The organism is Francisella halioticida (genome assembly GCF_002211785.1).
In the GTDB taxonomy this organism is placed as follows: domain Bacteria; phylum Pseudomonadota; class Gammaproteobacteria; order Francisellales; family Francisellaceae; genus Francisella; species Francisella halioticida.
In genome coordinates this window covers 458,602-479,327 of sequence record NZ_CP022132.1, presented here as the reverse complement: position 1 = coordinate 479,327, position 20,726 = coordinate 458,602, and the positions used below count along the sequence as shown (strand labels likewise).

Below are 20,726 nucleotides of genomic sequence, written 5' to 3'. Positions count from 1 at the left end.
GTGGTGTTTGGTTATTACCTCTGAGTCTTCAATATTAAATTGGCGCATAAAGTTAATTGTTATTGAACTATATTTCTGTTATATTATTTCGCTAAAAACTTTATTGATCTATTTTTTTTAAAACAAGGCCTAAAATTCTACATTGTTTCAATGTCGATTACCATATCAAATATTTAAAATTTAAAAATTTAAAGAATATAATAATCATTATGTAATAGTTTATAGCACATCAATAATTTTAAAAATTTAATAGGATTAACTTATATGGAATGTGCGTCGCAGATAAGATTAAATAGATTAATTTTAATAGTATGCTCACTTGGATTATTCATAGATGGATACTTACTTTATATTAGTTCAATTGCTCTTCCCTTTATAAATCAAGTTTTTTTACCAACAGATATTCAACTTGGTGTTGTTCAGAGTGCTGCTCCCATAGGAGCAGCTTTGGGTGCTATCTGTATAGGTAGATTATCTGATCACATTGGTAGAAAATCAATGTTAATAATTAATTTAGTTTTTTTTGTTATTATCTCTATGGCATGTTCTTTAGCTTGGGATATGACGTCTTTGATTGTGCTAAGATTTTTAGTAGGATTCGGTGTGGGAATGGATTACCCAATATGTGCTGCATATATGGCTGAAATGACACCCAAGGAAAAATCTGGTAAATTCATGGCGATTGCAATGTTAGTTAACTGCTTAGCTTCACCGATAGGAGTATTAATTGCCTGGGGATTATATAGCGTGTATCCTGAGCTGGGTGTCTGGAGACTGATGTTTATGAGTTGTGTAATTCCAGCTATATTAGGTCTTATACTCAGAGCAAGACTTCCAGAAAGCACTTTATGGAAAACTCATAAAAATATAAATATAGAATCCAAAGAAAAAAATAAAAACTACAAAGAGTTATTTTCTAAAAAATATTTATTACTAACCTTTTGTTTTTGTTCTATATGGTTTTTAATGGATATAGCCTATTATGGTATAGGCTTATTTACTCCAATAATTCTAGAATCACTACATGTTAGTGCATCGGCAAGCTTCCTAGATTCGGCAGGTGATTTGATTAGAAGTACACTTTATGTCAATATTTTTGTTGTGCTTGGGGCATGGGCATCTATATGGGCTATTCAAAAAATGAATAATATTTTATTACAAAAGATCGGTTTTTTTGTATCTTTTGCAGGTTTATTTATTCTAGCATTTAGTTTTACAAGTAGTCATTTTGTTAATATGTCGCTAATTTTTACAGGATTTATAATATTTAACTTTTTTGTCAACTTGGGTCCAGGCATTACCACATATTCATTGCCAGCACAGTATTATCCAACACATTTGCGTGCAACAGGTCATGGTCTAGCAGCAGGAATTGCTAAAGTTGGTGCGTTTATTGGTACTATGTTTTTACCTTTGATGGTATCTCATCTTGGAGTTTATATTTCAGTTGCATTAATATCACTATCATTATTGTTCGGTTTTATACTATCATTCTTTATAAAAAATCAAGAAGTTAATTTAGAAATATAGGTGAAGGTTTATGAGTTATCAACTATTTAAAAAAGATAAATTATTTTGGGATGAGAATAAGTTCTTAAAAGTTACTAACTTATTATCTAATGAACAAAAACGAAATCTTAGTAAATGGTGTGCTCATTTAGAAGCACTGCCAGAAACTCCAAGAAAATGGATGAAATATTTTGAATCAGGAAGCCAAAAAAAGCTTTGTAGAATAGAAAATTTTCTTGATTATGAACAAAATTTTTTTGAAATAGCAGCCGGAGAAAACACTATTTCTTTAGTATCTCAATTAATGGAAGAAAAAGCTTTACTTTTTAAAGAAAAAATAAATGTTAAATATCCACAAAGTAGTGGCTTTAGTGCGCATCAAGATGCTCCTGCATTTATTGGTTTTAATCAAAAGTATCATGTTACTATGATGGTAGCTATAGATGACAGCATTATTGAAAATGGTTGCTTAAGAGTCATTAAATCAAATCCATATAAAGACATAACTCTTGATCAAGAAAAAGATGGCTCTATAAAAGTAGAAATTGCTAAGAAATTAGATTGGATACCAATCGAGTGCAAAGCTGGAGACGTTTTACTCTTTGATTCATATTTACCTCACTATTCAAAGACAAATAATAGCAATAGATCAAGAAGAGCTGCTTTTATAACTTATAGTAGAGCATCTGAGGGTAAATCAATGCGTAAGGAATATTTTGCAGATAAAAGAGATAAATTTCCTCAAGATTGTGAAAAAATTCCAGGCAAGGATTATAGTAAAGGTGCCGAGATATATAATGTTGCGAACCCTATAGAATAGAGTAAAATTTATGAATAAACATATAAAATCACAAATAGAGATAGCAAAACAAGTTTTATGTAAAAATGCTGAGGCAGACTATATAGGTGAAGATATCACACAACTTGCCCATGCTTTAGAGGGAGGGTATTTCGCAGCAAAAGCAAAACATAGTCCAGATGTTGTAGTTGCATCTTTATTCCATGACATTGGACACTATGCAGAGAACATAAAAAGACCTGAAATGGATGGTCTCGGAGTCCTCCATCATGAATGGGTTGGAGCTAGAATTATGCGTGAGCTTGGATTTAACACAAGTGTTTGTTCTCTTATAAAAAATCATGTTGATGCTAAAAGATATTTAGCAAAGAAAAAACTAAGTTATTATGAAAAATTATCTGCTGCAAGTAGAGAAACTCTTGAATTTCAAGGTGGTCCTATGAATACTAGTGAGCTTTTAGAGTTTGAAAACAATAATCTTTTTAAAGAAATCATTCAAGTAAGAGCCAATGATGAAAAAGCTAAAGAAATTGATCTACGACTTCCGCAATCTAAAGATTTTAATAATTATATGTTGGCTTCTTTAGATAATGTTTTATTTAAGAAATATAGTCCTAATAAAGAGATTTTATTAATAGATACTAACTCAGTAGAAAAACTATCTATTTACTTGCATTCTATGAAGATTAATCTAGAAGAAATTATTATTTTAGCAGCTAATAATCAGTTGAAGAGTTTTCAAAAGTTTGAAAAAAGATTTGAAAAACTTTTGGGCAGCTTATATATAGAGCCTTTACTAAATAATCCTAATGAAAACTCAGTACATTTTATCTTAGAAAAGATTAACTCATCAATGATTAATAAATATATATTTGTCATAGATAAAGCTAACATTGATACCTTTACTAGAATGATATTAGATTTTCCAAATATAAAATTATAATAAGGTCTAAATATGAAAAAGCTAATAGTTTTCGATTTGGATAAAACTTTAGTCTCAATTGATACCGCAGATGAGTGGTTTAGATATGCCATTGCCATTGGCATTGGCATAGTTAAGCCTAAGGATGAAATGATCAAGCAGCAACTTAGTTATGAAAAGCTTTATTCACAAGCTAAAATTGATATGAAAGAATATGTTAAATTTTCATTAAAACCTTTTATTGGTATGGAGATTACGAGTTTTAATAGTTATATTTTAGAGTTTGTTAATGAAGTTGTCATAGATAAAGTTTATTCTCGAGGTAAAGCTTTGATTAGCGAGTATAAACGCAAAATTTCTGAAGTAGTATTAATTTCTGCCACAATTAAAAACTTAGTTGAGCCTGTAGGGTTATATTTAGGTTTCCCTAGAGAAAATATTCTCGCAATAAATATATTAGAAGAAAATAACAGAATAAAGGGAGAGACAAAAGATACTTTAACTTTCAAGGAAGGTAAAGTTGAACGACTTTTAGAGTGGGCTAATAATAGAAATATTACAACAAATAATATAACTTTCTATTCTGACTCTGTAAATGATCTACCTCTGTTAGAATATGCTAAAACTGCTATAGCTACTAACCCATCTAAAGATTTATATCAAATAGCGAAGTTAAGAGGATGGCAAATAATAGAGTTTGAGCATTATATTACTTAACAATTTCAGCTAACTTAGGAGGCTTTATTAGAGAGCATGGCCTAAATCATTTTAGATTTTAACACTGATTACTATATATCTAAGATATCTAAAAATTTTGCCATATCGTAAACAGTATATTTTTTAGATGGTTTGTCGGATCTAGCTGTGATCCTCAAATAATTATATATACTTGCAATTGGAGCTCCTCCTAAAGGTCTACCTGACGGTATTTGATTGTAAAATACAAAATCCACCCTTTTAGGTTTAAATTCTCGAATATTCTCCAAAATATATTTAAATCCTGCTCTCGGCAAAAATACTTTTTTACTATTTAGAATATAGTACCAACTATTGTTAAAGTATGAGTAATTACTGCTATCATATTTTTTGGGTGTACGGTAAAAAGTTTGTAATCCTAAAAAGCTTAAAGAACTAGGATTATCTATAAACTGAGATCTATATAATGCATATAAAGCAGTATTAACACAATCATAGAAGATACCTCCAGTATCTTGTGAAATACGCATATAGTTAAGATCTCTATTTATAACATTTGCCATTTTTTTAATTTTGTCTTTATCAACACCATATATAATAAGTGTATAGGTTGACCTATAGTTTTGTTGGCCTTGTGATAAGTTACCAAAATAATCTACATATGATATCTCTGCAGGGATCATCATTTTTTTATTTTTAGTTGTATAAAAATTAAAAAGACTAAAGTTTTTGAGCATATTGTTATCTAAAGTAGCTTCACCTAAAACAAAATGCCCTCCTACTGTAGCAAAGTCATCACCTTGTCTTCCTGCTAATGAAATTAGTAAAGCTTTATCATTATTTTTGACCTTAGCATTATTAACTATAGTTACTTTAAATGGTTGTAAATTTTGACTAAACTCATTCTCCATCAAAGTTTCTGTTATGAACTTTTGATAATTTTTATCTAAAGATTTTTTATATTTACTATTAATTGGAAATTTAGCATCTATGTTTTCAAAAATATTACTAAGTAAAATTGCTGATATATGCAAATATCCTCCATAAAACTTACCAATAATATTAACTTGCTTATTAATGTAATAATTTATGGATTTTTGATCAAAATGATTACCTCTAAAATCAACCCCATATAAAAGCTTGATGGGAATTTTATCATCTGTAGTATCTAAATATAGACTCTTTTGATCTCTAATAAGTTTTCCACTAAATTGAATGCTTCCACTTATTGAAGATGGAACTTCTTTGAGATACAAAGTGTTTTCATCTACTTTAACATAATTATTAACAACAACTAAGCTATCTAGATGAATTAAACTTTCTGACTCTTTTATAATTTTTTTATCACCTTGTAAATTAAACTTCTTATTTTTACTTGTAAGAAAAAATTCTCCATTTTGGATACTCAACTCACCAACCAATGCCCAAGCTTGGTTTGCACCTAAAACAAATAAAAAACAAATAAATAGCTTAACCAAGGCACTTAGTTGTATATTTTTTAAACTTATAAATCATTCACAAATAAAGAAACTCTCCAATTTCTTAGCATATAATATCATAATTGGGCAAAATATATACTGCCAAAAACTAACTCTGACTAGCTAGCTATACATCTTTAGTTACAGATAGTGCACTTATCATTTCAGAAGTTAGATTATTAAAGCCTTTTGGTGAATTTGGTGTAAATATTACATTTGACTTACTCGATTTAGTCATATTTTCTAGAGTATCTAAGTATTGATACATCATAACAAGAGATGATATATACTCTGAAGATATATCATCTCCAGCACCTTCTTTAACATCTTCTAGAGAAACACGTAAACCTCTTGCTATTGCTTTTCGCTGTTCGGCAATACCCTCACCAAGAAGTTTCATTGATTCTTTTTGCCCTTCAGCTTCTTTTATTTTTATAAGTTTTTCAGCTTCAGCCTTAGCCTTTGTTGCTTCAAGCTGTCTTTGAGCAGCATTGATCTCATTCATAGAACGTTTTACATTCTCTTCTGGATTAATATCAACAACTAACGATTTAATAATTGTATAACCATAAGTACTCATCTCTTCAGAAAGTTCTTTTTTGATATCTAATGCTATTGCATCTTTATTCTCAAAAGATTCATCCAAGCTCATACGAGGTAGAGATGATCTAATCACATCAAACACATATGATTCCATCTGATCTCTAGCATTTGTAAGCTTATAAAATGCATCAACTGCCCTTGACTCCTCAACTAAAAACTGTACCGAGACCTTAATATGGACAAAAACATTATCTCTAGTTTTTGTTTCAGCTATTATATCTAGCTGTTGAACTCTTAAGCTAACTTTCCCAGCTACTCTTTCAATAAAAGGTATCCTAAAATTAAGACCTGCCTTTTGAATTCTAACAAATTTACCAAACCTTTCTATAATATTTACAGATTGAGTTTCTACAAGACTTATTGAGCAAGCCATCAAGACAATTACTATGACAGCTACTACTAATAATAATAATGTTAACCAAAATATATACACGTTTTATCCCCTTTTGAATTAAGACTGTGGAAAATCTACTATTATTTTATACTTATTATCTTTATTTTTCTGCCAAACAAGTAAATCATAACCTGTTGCTACTTTACCTGCAGGACTAGTCCATATAAATCTCAGTATAACTAACTGATGATTTTCATCAATATTTCTGCAATACTGATAATTAAGCTTTAGTTTACCAAAATCTCTTTTACCAGAACCACTAGTGGCAAAACCATCAACATAATGTTTTAATACTTTAGCTTTACTTGTATATGGCTTACCCCCACTCATATACACAAAATCATTATCATAAAATGAGACTAACTTATTACCATTTGCAGAATCCCAAGCTTTTTCCATTTGTATAGCTTGGTCTTTTATTGCATCAAAACTTTTATTACTACAATCCACCGTTGCATACGCACTTAGCACTGTAAATAAACTTATCATAAACAAACATACTTTTTTCATTAAATCTCACTCCTAATTTAATATTGATAAAACAACTACATCTTTTTTTAAAATCTGTGGATTGTTCTCAAATGCTCGAAAACACTCAAAATGTAAAACAAATTTATAAGGCACTTTTCTAAATTTCCTAGTAAGTTCCAGTTTAAAATTATCCATACCACCCCATTTTGAATTTTCGATATCAGCACTCTTATGTGTATAACCAACATCATCTACATAGTCATAATCTGGCGGCACAAGAAACCATCTATACCCATCTGTTGAGTCTACAGGTAACTCAACATTAAATGTATGGTGTTTCTCATCTAAAGCTATAAGCTTTATATGTAATTTATCAACTTCTGACTGAGTCATCTCTGCTAACGCCAAGGAGGGTACAAACACACATAAAATCCCTAAAACTCTAAATATCTGTAGCATATTACAAATACAAACTTACGACCTCTATGATTTCATTATACATAAAAGGGTTTGGTACATAAACAAAATAACAAATGCAATCTAAGTTAATTAATGCCTTATAATATGTGCCTTTGCAATCACCTGTTGTTAAACCAATAAATCAGTAGCTACAACTGTTTGAGCCATTTAACAAATGGTAAATTTTGTAGATGCCATTGCTGTGCAACTAAGCCATAGCAAGCCTAGCATTTTTGCATACTTTTTATGCAATGAAAAAAGTATAGCACCAAAACCTAAACACTTATAGAATGGTTCAGATGGCGAAACACTCTTCATCATTATAAATCAATAAAAGACTAAAGTTCAAAACTATATTTTAAAGTCTATTGTGTATATAATTACACCTGTTACAAATATACATATTAGTTTTAATAAAATGGCATTAGAAAAATTTGAACTGGAATTAGTTTCTTTTAAAGATATTACCGATAATATTAGGCTCTTTGTTTTCAAAAGAACAGATGGCAAACCTCTTAACTTTATTGCTGGGCAGTTTGTTACATTTATGTTTGATGGTAGTGATGGTAAAGTTAAGCGTCGTAGTTATAGCTTAGGTTCTCTACCTTCTGACAATATGTTTTTAGAAATTGGTATTACTTATGTAAAAGGTGGTATTGCTTCTGAAATATTTTTTAATATGGAAATTGGTGGCAAAGCAAATGCAATGGGGCCTGCTGGTAGACTTATTCTAAAAGATGAAGATGTTAGAAAAATAATATTAGTTGGCACAGGTACAGGAATAGTTCCATATAGATCTATGTTTCCCGAACTTTTAGAAAGAGCTGAAAATACTGAGATACATATACTTCTTGGCTGTCAGTATCGTAAAGATGCCCTTTATCAAGAAGATTTCATAGAGCTTTCTAAAAAACATAAAAACATTGACTTCAAACTTTGCCTAAGTAGAGAAACTCAAGCTCTTAAAGATTATGAAATCTCAGGTTATGTACAAAACCAATTTGAGAAGATAAAACTAAGTCCTGAAGCTGATATTGTTTATGTTTGTGGTAATCCAAATATGATTGATCAATCATACGAAATGCTTACAAATGCAGGCTTTGGTCCTAAAAATGTAAGAAGAGAAAAATATATTTCTTCTAATTAAACTTGATACTATGAATAACTTAGGCTAGAATATTCAGGCTATTCTATCTACAGGATATGGTGCTTAGATGAAATAGTCTAAGTGGCGATGTCAGATTATAAAAATAAGGAAACTAATAAAATGAGACAAGAAATTCATCCAAAATATACTGAAGTAACAGTAACTTGTAGTTGTGGTAACTCTTTTGTTACAAAATCAACTTCTGCTAAAGACACTATGGGCATTGATATTTGTTCTCAATGTCACCCATTTTATACTGGTAAGCAGAGAATTGTTGATACTGCAGGTCGTGTTGACAAATTCAAGAAGAGATTTGGCGGAATCAAAAAAGTATAATTTTACTTTTACTAGATTGAAAAATATTAAAACCAGCCTTGAGCTGGTTTTTTTATATCTTTTATAGAAATAGATACGATACATAAACAACATTAATAGCTTTAGAATGAGACTTACAAAAATTAAGTGACATTATGGCTATATTAGTCATAATTTCCCTAAAACCATCATTTCCTAGATACAATTATTCAGATACTTATTTTGTCTAATCTCTATGCCACGAGTTAACTATATTCTAAGTAAAAATAAAAAATATTAATAGTCAATAAAACTGCTTTATTAGCTCTAGATTTATCTACATTGACTTTCTATAGCAAGTCATGAGCTAATAGCTTTCTTAAAGAATTTATTTGAAGCTTTTTTCACTAACCATAAACTCTAAAGTATCTTCATATTTATCAATAGCTCTATATAAATAAAGATCTTTACCCTTGGGCTTAAGGTAAGTTTCATTCATCTTCCAACTTATAATAGCTACCATATTTTACGAAAGCTATTGCTTTCTAGTTCTTTAAGCCATATTTTAAGATATTTAAATGAAAAGTGATTTTAAAAAATTGATTACAGCAAAGATTCAAGAAGTAAATGATAAAGGTATAAAAACAAGGAATTACGAGCAAATTGAAGAATGTTATCAACAAACTTTGTCTGAAATTGCCAAAACAAATGATTTATATTTATTTGCATATGGTTCTTTAATTTGGAAATGTGATATTAAAGTTAAGTCTTCTATTTTATCTAAGATCAATGAATTTAGTCGTAGTTTTTGTATAAATTTAGATGGATTTAGAGGAAGTAAAAAACGCCCTGGATTAATGATGGCAGTAGAGGAAAAAGACTCAAATGCGGTATGTTATGGTAAAATTTATAGAATATCAATGATCTACCCCGTCAATTTGGGACAGTTTACTACTTCATTTTCCATTATATATTCAAATTGATATGGAGTCATATAATTTATTGTAGAATGTCTCCTTTTTGTATTATAGTAAGCTTCAATATATTCAAATATTGATAGTTTAGCTTCTTCTCTAGTTTTATAGCTTTCATCATGTACTAACTCTACTTTTAAAGTTCCAAAGAAACTTTCACAAGCAGCATTATCGTAACAGCATCCTTTAGAGCTCATACTTGATAGTAGCCAGTGTTCTTTAATAATGTCTTGATATTGTTTGCTACAGTACTGTGACCCTTTATCAGAGTGTATAATCACACCACTAGGAAAATTTCTTCTAAAGAATGCCATATTTAAAGCATTACAAACTAAATCCGCTTTCATCCTAGAATCCATTGCCCAACCAATAACTGATCTTGAGAATAAATCTATAATCACACAAAGATACAGCCACCCCTCTTGTGTAGGTACATAAGTTATATCTGTAACCCACCTATGATTTACAGATAAAGCAGTGAAGTTTTGTTCTAATAAATTATCATAAACATGTTTGTTGTGGTTAGAATCTGTAGTTTTCTTATGCTTACGAGCCGCTTTAGCATGTAAACCAAGTAATTTCATACGTTTAGATACTCTAGGTTGAGTAACTTTCCAACCCATATCTTTAAGCTCTTTGTATATCCTAACACTTCCATATCTAGATTTATGTTCATTAAAATAGCATCATCTAGTTCAGCATCATTATATTGCCTTTTACCTATAGGTTTATGAATCCATCTGTAATATGAAGATGTGCTCACATTCAAAGATTTACATAGTGTTGTTACTGGCATAACTTTATAATGCTCCTTAATAAAGGCGTACCTTACAGATTTTGCTTTGCAAAGTACGCTGCTGACTTTTTTAGTATTTCACGCTCTGTTTCTGCCTGTTTGAGTTTTTTCTTCAAATCAGTATTTTCAAAAGATAGTTGCTGGTACTGCGTTTTATAATCTATCTTTATTTCTTTCTGAGGGTTTGACATGGCTTTGGATATCCAACTGCAAATGGTTTTATATTTAACCCCTAAATTATCTGCTATTTATCGTCTATTTGCATCTGGTTGTAAACATAATTTAACAGCTTCATCTTTAAACTCTTTTGTATATCTCATCTTGTCTCCTTTTCTTAACACCTAAGTGTCCCAAATAGGAGGGTATGATCACAAATATAGATATAGAAGATCAACTTCCTATTATTTGGGCTCGTGAAATGGTCGGAAGATCTTATAATCCACAGTGGGTTGATGCAAATTATGAAGGACAAAAAATAAAAGTACTAACATTTGTAATAAATAAAGAAAGTCAAGCTTATATTACAAATTTATCGCTTGCTCAGAAAGCAAAAAGAATTGCTTTTGCAGAAGGGTCTATAGGAACAAATAGAGAATATTTATATCAAACTATGGACTATTTAAATAAAAATAAAATACGTGATGAAAACCTAGAATTACTTTATAAAGAGGTTCGTAAAATACGAAATAATATATAGTTAAAATAAGATTATGCTACACTAATAAATTAATGCGATTATAAATGATCCAAAATCTTCCACTGACTGAGGATTTTGAGCCGCAACTATCCTTGAGTCTTCAAGAACATGTGCTTTCCATTCATCTTTCGCGAAATATTGAACTCCTGAATTTATGAGTTCGTTTTCAAGAAAGAATGGAACAACTAAACTGTCCCTGTTATTCAATACCACTTTATAAAATATTTTTATTCCTTGCTTTTATGCAGCATCTAAAATACCAGAATATACTTCATCAGGAGTCATATATCCAATACTAGAATGTAGTCTTTCATTGTTGTAAATATCAATATATTCTTTGATACCTACTTTAGCCTCTTTCATAGTTATATATGATGCCGGATAAACATTTTCATATTTCAGTGTTCTCCAAAATCTCTCAATTGCAATATTATCTATAGATCTTCCTTTAGCATCCATAGATATATTTATTTTATTATCAGATAATATTTTAATATGCTCTTTTGCTGTATATTGAGTTCCTTGATCAGAGTTAAAGATATCAGGTTTACCATATTTAAATAACGCTTCTTTTAACACACTAGTTGTTAGATGTGTATCCATAGTATTAGAAATCTTCCAAGCTAGTATTTTCTTGCTATGCCAATCTATTATGGCTACTAAATATGCATACCCACATTCTAGTCTAATATACGTGATATCAGCACTCCATACCTTATTAGCTTTATCTATAACAACCTGATTCGTCTCATTTTTAAATACATTAAGTAAGTATGGATATTTCTTGTCTTGCTTATTAATGACAGTTGTCTTTTTTTTAGGATACAATGCCTTAATACCCATGAATTCCATAGCACTTTTGATTAGCTTCCTTCCAACTAGAAATCCTAATCTATTTAGCAACTTTACTAGCCTTCTCGTACCATAATATGGATGTTTAGTATGTATCAAATCTATTGCATTTAATAGTTTAATATCATCATTACTACTAAATTTTGATATTGGTGTATAATAGTACACACTCTTAGATACAGATAATAGTTTAAGCTGATTATTTAAAGATAATTCTAGCTTAGTATCTACAGAGTTTACTCTATCATTTGATGATACCAAGCTTTTTAGCTTTCCCATTAAAAAATCCCTCTCTACTATTACCTCGACTAGTTTTTTACTTGTTGCATCTTTATCTTTTCTAAGCTCATCTATTTCCTGCTTATACTCCTTAACAACAGAGCTTTTATCAAATGCTAAGCAAGCATTAGATAAAAATTGCTGCTTCCAATTGTGCACGTTTTTAGGAAGTAAATCATACTTACTTGCTATCTCATTAACTGTCATATCGCCTTCTAGCAATTCTATAATTACTTTAGCTTTAAAATCAGCTGTATACGTTACTCTTTTTTTACTCATTTATCTATTTCCTAATTTATCTAGTTAAGTTTAACATTTAGGAATAAAAATCTTTCTAAAATCAGTAGCTTTTTCTGAGGACATTATATTATTGATTGGTACTCTAAGGCTGTACTAAGTTGGGAGATATCCAACACTATGGATAGTAGTTTAGTTATGAAAGTTTTAAATGAAGCTCTGTATAAATATGGAGTACCAGAAATATTTAACACTGATCAAGGTAGCCAGTACACATCTAACATTCATATCCAAACATTATTAGATAAAAAAATTACTATATCTATGGATGGTAAAGGTAGAGCAACTGATAACATTTGCATCGAAAGATTTTGGAGAAGTGCTAAATGTGAGAGATTTTATTTAAATCAATATCCTGGCATTGTTGAACTAAGAAACGATGTGGATGATTATATAGATCTTTATAATAATAGAAGATTTCATGAGTCTATCAATTATAAAAAACCTATGGAATTTTATTACGATAACTTATTGGAAAAACGGGCGGCTTAGATGGGAACTAAATAATTGAAAATATTGTTTAATTTATTGGGGTAGTATACTAATATGATTAAAAAAGGTTAACACATTAATGCTGGAAAGCTAACTATTTGGGATCAATTTTATTCCATAGCAGGATAACTGTATCCAGGGATAACTATTTTTGGATATTTTATTACTATCCCGGGTAATTCTTGTGACACTACCGTATGATCCACATTTTTTCCTCTTTCTTTTAACATCTCTCCTAAATTTTTATAGCTTATACTACACCATTGAAATGCTTATATTTGAATTCACTTATAAAAAAAGAAAATTATATAGAAGATACAAAAAGTTTAAAAGACTTAATCAAAGTTTGCAGCAGTACCCTTGCTATTAATGGTGTAAAAATAGGATTAGATTTCTAAAGATCTTTAACTAACAGCAACCTTTTGATGACTTATAATATCTACTAATATATTCATCTAAAGAAATGCTATCATTTTTTGCAAGCTGTTTTTCTGTAACAATAGAGTTACCAGCTTGCTCTTTTAATTTCGACTCTATTTCTGCTGAAATTTTATAGTCTTTAAATTTTTCAGATACATTCTTAGAAATCTCTAAGGCAAAGTTTTTATATCCTTGTTGCTTTGCAATAGCAACTATCCTAGCTGATGGGGTTTCAGATATATCTAATACCTTTCGCTTTTCAGATCTGACTGCCTCTAAATACTCTGTTGGCATTTTTTTAGCTATGCTCTCTATTTTCTCAAATAGCTCTAATGCATAGTCTTTCAATAAGACTTCAGTATTATTACTAAGTTTATGAAGTTTAAGTTGTGGATTACGCCCATCTATGGCAACTGCTGTTAAATTTTGTTTGGCCTGTTTTATAGAGGCTTTATCATATTTTTTTGGACTTTCTTCCAAACAAGCCATGAGCATTGCTTCGACAAATAAAGCTGTAGTTTTACTTATCCCACTTGTTGCAAAAGGATCAACATCTAAGACTCTAACTTCTATATACTCAACGCCTCTATTATATAAAGCACATGCTGGCCTTTCACACCTTTTAGCAACCTGTTTTGGTCTAATTGCACTATAGTATTCATTCTCTATCTGTAAAACACTCTCATTTAACTGAATTATTTCTCCATCAGAATTACATAAACCTATAGTTTTATATTCATCAAATACTTCATCTGTAGCGTGTATTAAATCTCTTACATAAGAATTAACATCATTGTAAGATATCGTTAAATCTTTTTGTGCTGGACTTGTATAGCCAAGATCACTCAATCTAAGGCTTGTAGAATACTTACCAACATAAAACTCATCATCTAAATCTATCAGATAATCTGGCTTATTTTTAACAGAAGTTTTCGCACATATTGGACTAGCTCCAAATAAATAAGGTAATAGCCACATAAACCCAAAATAGTTATTTATCACGCTGAAATAAACATCTGAAAAAGACATATTTTCTTGATCTGCTTTAGCTTGAATCAATTTTTTATCAAATGAAAAGTTATAATGGATCCCAGCAATGATCTGCATAACTTTTCCATACCTAGCAGACAAGCCTTTACGATAAACCTGTTTCATTCTACCAGAATTAGATTTGCCGAAGTCAGCTTCTTGAATTTCATTCTCATCTACTGATAAAGGCATGCTTGTATTTAAAGTTATTTCATCACTCGACATATTTTGTAAAGTAAATGCTCCCAGAGATTCTAACTCAGCAAAAACACTATCAATATTTAAATGTGGAGATGTAATTAACTCAAGTAAATTTTCAGAAAAATCAACTGTTATGCTTTCATTAGTCAACTTATGCCCAAGCTTATATGGATGATGAGAGTTAGTTAACTCACCATTTAGCTTGATACGCAAAGTCTCTCTCTCTATTCCTCTAAGATTATTTGTTTTTTTGAAATCGTACATACTATTCCTACATAATTACCTCACTAATAGTATAAACTAATCAGCAATTAATTTTTAGGAATCTATACTACCCCAATAAATTAAACAATATTTTCAATTATTTAGTTCCCATCTAAGCCGCCCGTTTTTCCAATAAGTTATCGTAATAAAATTCCATAGGTTTTTTATAATTGATAGACTCATGAAATCTTCTATTATTATAAAAATCTATATAATCATCCACATCGTTTCTTAGTTCAACAATGCCAGGATATTGATTTAAATAAAATCTCTCACATTTAGCACTTCTCCAAAATCTTTCGATGCAAATGTTATCAGTTGCTCTACCTTTACCATCCATAGATATAGTAATTTTTTTATCCAATAATGTTTGGATATGAATGTTAGATGTGTACTGGCTACCTTGATCAGTGTTAAATATTTCTGGTACTCCATATTTATACAGAGCTTCATTTAAAACTTTCATAACTAAACTACTATCCATAGTGTTGGATATCTCCCAACTTAGTACAGCCTTAGAGTACCAATCAATAATAGCTGCCATATAAACTGTGCCAGCATCAGTCTTAATATATGTAATATCTGTAGACCAAACTTGATTAGGTCTCAATATGCTTAAACCTTTTAGTTTGTAACTATAAATAGCATGCTCTTTGTTAGGTTCAGATAAGTTTAAGTTTGGTTTTTTCACCGCCAATATAGCTTTGATGCCTAACTCTTTACGATACTTTTGTACTGTGTTCTCACAGATGCTAAACCCATCTTCTATTAATTGCTTATGAGCTTTTATATAGCCGTAGCAGGGAATCTCCTCATGTATCTGTATAAGCTTTGCTTTTACTTCTTCTTTATGTTCGTTAACCACAGGCTTGTAATATAAACCAGCTCTAGAAACTTCTAATAAGCAACTTTGTTTTACAACAGATAATTTATGCTTAGGATCAATCATCGCTTTTCTATCAGATAATCCCAAGCTTACGAGCTTTACCTCAAGAAATTCCTTCTCAATTGTTAGTTGTCCAACCTTCTTAGAATACTGATCTATCTTGGTTTGAAGCTTTGCATTGTCTTTTTTATATTGTGATACTGATTTGGATGGATCCATTACCAACTCAGCATTTTCTAAAAAGGCTGTTTTTCAATTATTTATGTTTTTGTGCGTAATATTATATTTTACTGATAACTGTGTGATTGTTTGATCTTTCCCCAATACTTCCAAGACAACTTTAGTCTTAAATTCAACGGTATATATTTTTCTCTTATTACTCATTTACATTTATCCTAAATTGCTCATTTATAGTTTAGCTACTTTAGGAACTAAATTCTCAAAATTGTTGTTAAAATTTCATGGGGTATTATAATCTATTACTTTTAATGACCTAAATATTCCTAAACTAGCTATCACACTTATATAAGCTACAAAACCAGAAAATACTATTAAGCATATACTTTTTAGCCTACCAAACATTGATAGTGCAATCCAATATCTATCACTTAAATTAAACAACTTTAGCACCATAATCATAAATAAAGATGCTATGAATATTCTTAACAAAATAGTAAAAGGTAAATAAACCTTACAAAAGTTTTTAAAACTAAACTCAGATAAAATCAAGAGTTGAATAAATAAATTAATTAAAGATACGGCAGAACTAGCAAAAGCTAAATACATAAAAGCATACTCATCATTAGCAAGAAAACATACAACCACACTATCTAAGACAATACTCAATATTAAGCATCCAAGACTTATATAAAAAACTATTGAAGTTCGATTTTGAACATATAAGGCAGATATAACAACTCTAACAATCACAAAACAAAATAATGAAAGTAGGTAACCTAGCATTGCTAAATATGTAAACTCCACATCTCCAAAGCTAAACTGCCCATAATAAAATAATGTAATCACAATAGGTTTAGCCAATATAAATAATCCAACAATAGCAGGAATTGTTATTAGCAATATAAGTTTTATAATCCATGCCAAAGTTTTGATAAATTTATCTTTATTAGCTTTACAATTCATTAAATATGGAATCATCACAATAGCTATTGCTGTACCAAAAACTCCATACAAAAACTGATTTACTCTATCTGCATAATATAACCAAGCCAAACTTCCCGATATCAAAAATGAAGCAAAAAATGTTTCTATTAGTGAATTTATCTGCAATATTGCTGTGCCAAAAAAAGCTACAGGAAGCTTTTTTAAAAAAATCCTTGATCTTATATCTTTCAATAAAATAACATCTTTATTGATTATTAGATTCCCAGTAAGCTTATACAATGCACAAAATCCTACTGATAATTGAATAACTCCAGCCACCAAAACACTATATGCAATACTATAGATGGGAATATTAAAATTTGGAGACACAATTATCCCTATTATCATTACAATATTCAAAATCATCGGCAAAAATGATGATATTAAATAACGACTGTAACTATTTAATATTGCGGCTATAAACCCCATTATACTATTAAAAAATATATAAGGTATCATAACTACAAACATATCTTTTATTAGCTTATAAGAATTACTTTTATCAATAAAACCATAGGCATATATATCTGTCCATAGATTGCTAAATAAGATTGCTATTAATGTCATCATTAACATCAATATGCCTATAAAATATAATATAGTTACAATAAACTTTTTATCACTGGATCTTATCCTTGTTTTCAAATAAGGATTTACTATCTGGGTTAATGCTCCAGATGAAGTAACCTTACGAATAAACTCAGGAAACCTAAAAGCTATCAGGAAAGCCTGTAACCCAAAACTACTACCAAAAAAGCTTGCCAGCAGCAAATCCCTGACAAAACCTAAGATTTTTGATAAAAGTAAAAAAAAAGAAACTATTAAATTATTAGAAAAGAATTTTTTCATCTTATAAATAAATTTTTATTTATAAGATGAATTATTTGTTGGTACTTTTTGCCAATGATTCTGGAAGTCTTTTACTTTTTTGTTTGCTTGTGTTAGCTCTTCTTGAGATAGTTTAAGTTTAGATAATTCAGCTTGTGCATATTTTAAGCCATTATCCGATAAATCAGGGCGACAATACGCGTTAAACTTATTCCAAAAATTAAGCGCGGGAGTTTTAAATAACTCTACAGCTTGACTTAAATAAGCATATTTATCTAAATTACTATCAGATAGTTCAGCTGCTACAACAAATGCAGAAGCATATGGCTGCTCTATAGCTTCATGAGCATATTTTTTTGCTAGTTTTATATTTCCTTTAGCTATATATGCTTTTGCCAAGCCTACTTCAACTGGAGATATATGATCTATTTTATAAGCGTTTTTATACCACTTAAGCGCTTCATTAATATTTTTAGGTAAATCTCCTTCTCCTATAAAGAAAGCATCTCCTATGAATGTTTTACCTTGAGATATACAGTAAGGGTATTTTTCAATAAAACTTTGTTCATTATTTATTAAAAACGCACTACGTGCTTCCAGACTACCATTAGCTATAGCAAGCTTATACCACTTATATGCTTTCGCAAAGTTTGGTGTTGGAACACCACCAGCTCTTACATAAAAATTACCTAGTTGATTTTGTGCAATTGCATAGCCTAATTTAGCTGCTCCAATTATGTATTTAAGACCTTTTTCTTGATTAACCCTGATATCGTTCGAACCAAAATAATATAGCTCACCAACTACATACAATAAATAAGCATATGACTTTTTATCATGTGCAGTTATGCCATTTTTTTTATAAAAATCAACCACCCATAATGCATCATTTAAGGCACTTTCATCATTCTCATCAAGCTGAATATAAGCTTTTGCCAGCAACCCAGTTGCCCCTGCATCAGTTTTATTGTATGGTTTACAAGATTCTAAAACTTTTTCATAGTCATTATTAGCTCCATTTTTATAGCATTGCTCCAAAGTTGCATATGATGAGCTAAAAAATAGTACAGATAAAAAAGCAACTATAAATTTGGCCTTCATTTTTTCTCCCGTAATTTTAAAATAGAATTTTCCTATAAACTCTAAAATAATATAATATCAATATATTATATTATTAACACATTTTTTATGCAGTTTATTTATCAAAATTCAACCAGTCTGCCATTCGATAAATATTTTATAAAAATTTTGGAAGCTTTTTTAGGTAGGAAACCTTTTGCTCTTTCAGGCCACTCAATAAAACATATACTATCTTCATTAAAATAATCTCTAGCACCTATCCACTCAAGCTCCTCTGGATCTGCTAATCTATATAAATCAAAATGATAAATATTAAAATTATTAAGCTGATAATCCTCAACTAAAGTATATGTAGGACTTTTAACATTTCCTTTATAACCTAAGGATTTGATAATACCTTTAACAAAAGTTGTCTTACCAGCGCCAAGATCTCCATATAAAAACACCACTGTCCCAGGTACTAAATTTTTAGCATAGTCTTTAGCAAATTCAAACATTTGCTCTTCATTGTTAACTATTATGCTTTTCATATTTTTTTATAAATTCTCCAGCTAAAACAAATGACCCAAAAACTATTGTTACAGTATTCTTCTTTGATAAATAAACACTACTTAAATCTTTATTATAATCAACTTTTAAAATATGTTGTTGCCTAAACTCTTGCTTAACCTTACATATACTTAAGGCTCTAGAGTCCAAATTCTTAAGGTCAATAATCTCCCATTTATAGATATATTTTTTAGCAATAGATAAAATCCTAGATATATCTTTGCTTGCTAAAATTCCAAATATAGCTTCATATTTAATTTTTGTGGAATCAAACTTACTTTCCAATAGTCTAAATAAATGGCTTACTGACGCGGGATTATGCGCAACATCAACAACAACATAACTTCTGTTACTATCATTACTTTTAAGCAGCTTAAATCTTGCATTTGCTCTTACATCGTCTAATTTTGGAATATAACTAATCTGCATCTTATTAAAAAGATATTCAGCAATTCCCATAGCAATATTATAACTATGTGTGAAACACTCTTTAGAACTATACTCATATTTATCATTATAAATTATAGCTTCTGCGGCTTCTGCATATTCATAGACGCTGTTTGGCATCTTAAAACCTAAAAATAACGGGATAGCTTTTCTTGATATAGCAACTTTCTCAAGACCTATTTTTTCTAAAGTATCTCCAAGAATCTCACAATGATCAAAATCAATATTTGTTATAGCTGTTATATCCGGATCCATTATATTAACTGCATCAAGACGTCCACCAATACCGGCTTCTAATATTAAATAATCTATCTCTATTCTTTGAGAATACATACACACACATAAAAATGCTATCTGATAGTAAGATAGCCTATAATCAAAAGTTATTTCTTCTAGACGCTCTAGCAACTCTAATAAGACACTATCACAAATAGATTTCTTGTTTAGAGAAATTCTCTCATTAAATTTAAATATATGAGGGGATGTATAACTTAGGACAGTTTTATTATTAGTTGTTAATAACTCTTCTAGCATTGCCACCGTAGTACCTTTACCATTAGTACCAGCAATAGTTATAATTTTAAATTTTTTATTAAAGTTAAATCTGTCTAATATAAATAATAAGTCTTGAGAGTTACATGCAAGAGCATCGCTATTAGCCATGATTTTAGCTATCTTTACTTCGACACTCATTTTTTA

25 protein-coding genes are annotated in these 20,726 nt (G+C 29.8%); 9 read left to right on the top strand and 16 right to left on the bottom strand.

Features of this window, described 5'->3' with window-relative positions; translation table 11 throughout:
* Positions 1-264: 264 nt before the first annotated feature.
* The 4 genes from CDV26_RS02640 to CDV26_RS02625 are packed head-to-tail and all read left to right on the top strand — an operon-like array spanning position 265 to position 3,947.
* Positions 265-1,530: an MFS transporter gene (locus CDV26_RS02640; protein ID WP_088771982.1), complete on the top strand. Its 1,266-nt coding sequence runs from the start codon at positions 265-267 to the stop codon at positions 1,528-1,530.
* 10 nt (positions 1,531-1,540) lie between these two features.
* Complete coding sequence (locus CDV26_RS02635) at positions 1,541-2,329, top strand: phytanoyl-CoA dioxygenase family protein (protein ID WP_088771981.1); 789 nt, start codon at positions 1,541-1,543, stop codon at positions 2,327-2,329.
* A 10-nt stretch (positions 2,330-2,339) separates the two neighbouring features.
* The gene (locus CDV26_RS02630; RefSeq protein WP_088771980.1) at positions 2,340-3,251 is read left to right on the top strand and encodes an HD domain-containing protein; all 912 of its coding nucleotides are present in this window, start codon (positions 2,340-2,342) and stop codon (positions 3,249-3,251) included.
* A 12-nt stretch (positions 3,252-3,263) separates the two neighbouring features.
* A complete protein-coding gene (locus tag CDV26_RS02625) occupies positions 3,264-3,947 on the top strand; it encodes an HAD family hydrolase (RefSeq protein WP_088771979.1) in 684 nt (227 codons plus the stop codon).
* Positions 3,948-4,018: 71 nt separating this feature from the next.
* Here CDV26_RS02625 and CDV26_RS02620 read toward each other — a convergent pair whose 3' ends face one another.
* From CDV26_RS02620 to CDV26_RS02605, 4 genes are all read right to left on the bottom strand, one after another.
* On the bottom strand, positions 4,019-5,404 hold the full coding sequence (locus tag CDV26_RS02620; RefSeq protein ID WP_088771978.1) for a hypothetical protein: 1,386 nt from the start codon (positions 5,402-5,404) through the stop codon (positions 4,019-4,021).
* A 127-nt stretch (positions 5,405-5,531) separates the two neighbouring features.
* Positions 5,532-6,380, bottom strand: coding sequence for an SPFH domain-containing protein (locus tag CDV26_RS02615; protein ID WP_088773431.1), 849 nt, complete (start codon positions 6,378-6,380; stop codon positions 5,532-5,534).
* A gap of 78 nt (positions 6,381-6,458) precedes the next feature.
* Complete coding sequence (locus CDV26_RS02610; protein ID WP_088771977.1) at positions 6,459-6,911, bottom strand: YybH family protein; 453 nt, start codon at positions 6,909-6,911, stop codon at positions 6,459-6,461.
* A gap of 12 nt (positions 6,912-6,923) precedes the next feature.
* Positions 6,924-7,265, bottom strand: coding sequence for a hypothetical protein (locus CDV26_RS02605; protein ID WP_211276388.1), 342 nt, complete (start codon positions 7,263-7,265; stop codon positions 6,924-6,926).
* Positions 7,266-7,749: 484 nt separating this feature from the next.
* Between CDV26_RS02605 and CDV26_RS02600 the strand changes: the two genes are divergently transcribed.
* The gene (locus CDV26_RS02600; protein ID WP_088771976.1) at positions 7,750-8,478 is read left to right on the top strand and encodes a ferredoxin--NADP reductase; all 729 of its coding nucleotides are present in this window, start codon (positions 7,750-7,752) and stop codon (positions 8,476-8,478) included.
* Between the two features lie 120 nt (positions 8,479-8,598).
* Positions 8,599-8,814, top strand: coding sequence for a 50S ribosomal protein L31 (gene rpmE / locus CDV26_RS02595; RefSeq protein ID WP_088773429.1), 216 nt, complete (start codon positions 8,599-8,601; stop codon positions 8,812-8,814).
* A 346-nt stretch (positions 8,815-9,160) separates the two neighbouring features.
* On the opposite strand, the gene CDV26_RS02590 is transcribed toward rpmE, so the two are convergent.
* Positions 9,161-9,295: a DDE-type integrase/transposase/recombinase gene (locus CDV26_RS02590; protein ID WP_088771975.1), complete on the bottom strand. Its 135-nt coding sequence runs from the start codon at positions 9,293-9,295 to the stop codon at positions 9,161-9,163.
* A gap of 55 nt (positions 9,296-9,350) precedes the next feature.
* Between CDV26_RS02590 and CDV26_RS02585 the strand changes: the two genes are divergently transcribed.
* Complete coding sequence (locus tag CDV26_RS02585) at positions 9,351-9,755, top strand: gamma-glutamylcyclotransferase (protein ID WP_088771974.1); 405 nt, start codon at positions 9,351-9,353, stop codon at positions 9,753-9,755.
* Here CDV26_RS02585 and CDV26_RS02580 read toward each other — a convergent pair.
* Genes CDV26_RS02580 through CDV26_RS11880 form a run of 3 tightly spaced genes read right to left on the bottom strand, consistent with a single transcriptional unit; the run spans position 9,698 to position 10,733 of the window.
* Complete coding sequence (locus CDV26_RS02580) at positions 9,698-10,369, bottom strand: IS3 family transposase (RefSeq protein ID WP_088772064.1); 672 nt, start codon at positions 10,367-10,369, stop codon at positions 9,698-9,700. The two genes, CDV26_RS02585 and CDV26_RS02580, sit on opposite strands and share 58 nt — an antisense overlap.
* Positions 10,327-10,542: a hypothetical protein gene (locus tag CDV26_RS02575; protein WP_088771820.1), complete on the bottom strand. Its 216-nt coding sequence runs from the start codon at positions 10,540-10,542 to the stop codon at positions 10,327-10,329. The genes CDV26_RS02580 and CDV26_RS02575 overlap by 43 nt, the downstream gene beginning before the upstream one ends.
* Before the next feature lie 32 nt (positions 10,543-10,574).
* Entirely contained in the window at positions 10,575-10,733 is a 159-nt protein-coding gene (locus CDV26_RS11880; RefSeq protein ID WP_157671347.1) for a hypothetical protein, read from the bottom strand.
* Positions 10,734-10,906: 173 nt separating this feature from the next.
* On the opposite strand from CDV26_RS11880, the gene CDV26_RS02570 reads away from it, so the two are divergent.
* Positions 10,907-11,239, top strand: a complete 333-nt coding sequence (locus CDV26_RS02570; protein WP_088771973.1) for a gamma-glutamylcyclotransferase — start codon at positions 10,907-10,909, stop codon at positions 11,237-11,239.
* A gap of 240 nt (positions 11,240-11,479) precedes the next feature.
* Here the strand turns inward: CDV26_RS02570 and CDV26_RS02560 are convergent, their stop codons facing one another.
* Complete coding sequence (locus CDV26_RS02560; protein WP_088771971.1) at positions 11,480-12,649, bottom strand: IS3 family transposase; 1,170 nt, start codon at positions 12,647-12,649, stop codon at positions 11,480-11,482.
* Between the two features lie 138 nt (positions 12,650-12,787).
* On the opposite strand from CDV26_RS02560, the gene CDV26_RS02555 reads away from it, so the two are divergent.
* Complete coding sequence (locus CDV26_RS02555; protein ID WP_245806484.1) at positions 12,788-13,159, top strand: integrase core domain-containing protein; 372 nt, start codon at positions 12,788-12,790, stop codon at positions 13,157-13,159.
* Between the two features lie 408 nt (positions 13,160-13,567).
* Here CDV26_RS02555 and gshA read toward each other — a convergent pair whose 3' ends face one another.
* The 7 genes from gshA to CDV26_RS02525 form a co-directional block, all read right to left on the bottom strand.
* The gene (gene gshA, locus CDV26_RS02550; protein WP_088771969.1) at positions 13,568-15,073 is read right to left on the bottom strand and encodes a glutamate--cysteine ligase; all 1,506 of its coding nucleotides are present in this window, start codon (positions 15,071-15,073) and stop codon (positions 13,568-13,570) included.
* A gap of 112 nt (positions 15,074-15,185) precedes the next feature.
* Positions 15,186-16,178, bottom strand: coding sequence for an IS3 family transposase (locus CDV26_RS02545; protein ID WP_088771968.1), 993 nt, complete (start codon positions 16,176-16,178; stop codon positions 15,186-15,188).
* Between the two features lie 33 nt (positions 16,179-16,211).
* Positions 16,212-16,343, bottom strand: coding sequence for a transposase (locus CDV26_RS13490; RefSeq protein ID WP_169709702.1), 132 nt, complete (start codon positions 16,341-16,343; stop codon positions 16,212-16,214).
* 75 nt (positions 16,344-16,418) lie between these two features.
* Positions 16,419-17,972: a murein biosynthesis integral membrane protein MurJ gene (gene murJ / locus CDV26_RS02540; protein WP_088771967.1), complete on the bottom strand. Its 1,554-nt coding sequence runs from the start codon at positions 17,970-17,972 to the stop codon at positions 16,419-16,421.
* 15 nt (positions 17,973-17,987) lie between these two features.
* Positions 17,988-19,052 carry a tetratricopeptide repeat protein gene (locus tag CDV26_RS02535; RefSeq protein ID WP_088771966.1) on the bottom strand — a complete coding sequence of 355 codons (1,065 nt, stop codon included), beginning with the start codon at positions 19,050-19,052 and terminating at the stop codon, positions 17,988-17,990.
* Between the two features lie 101 nt (positions 19,053-19,153).
* Complete coding sequence (gene tsaE / locus CDV26_RS02530; protein ID WP_088771965.1) at positions 19,154-19,561, bottom strand: tRNA (adenosine(37)-N6)-threonylcarbamoyltransferase complex ATPase subunit type 1 TsaE; 408 nt, start codon at positions 19,559-19,561, stop codon at positions 19,154-19,156.
* Positions 19,542-20,720: a folylpolyglutamate synthase/dihydrofolate synthase family protein gene (locus CDV26_RS02525; RefSeq protein ID WP_088771964.1), complete on the bottom strand. Its 1,179-nt coding sequence runs from the start codon at positions 20,718-20,720 to the stop codon at positions 19,542-19,544. Before CDV26_RS02525 ends, tsaE begins: the two co-directional genes overlap by 20 nt.
* Between the last annotated feature and the right edge of the window lie 6 nt (positions 20,721-20,726).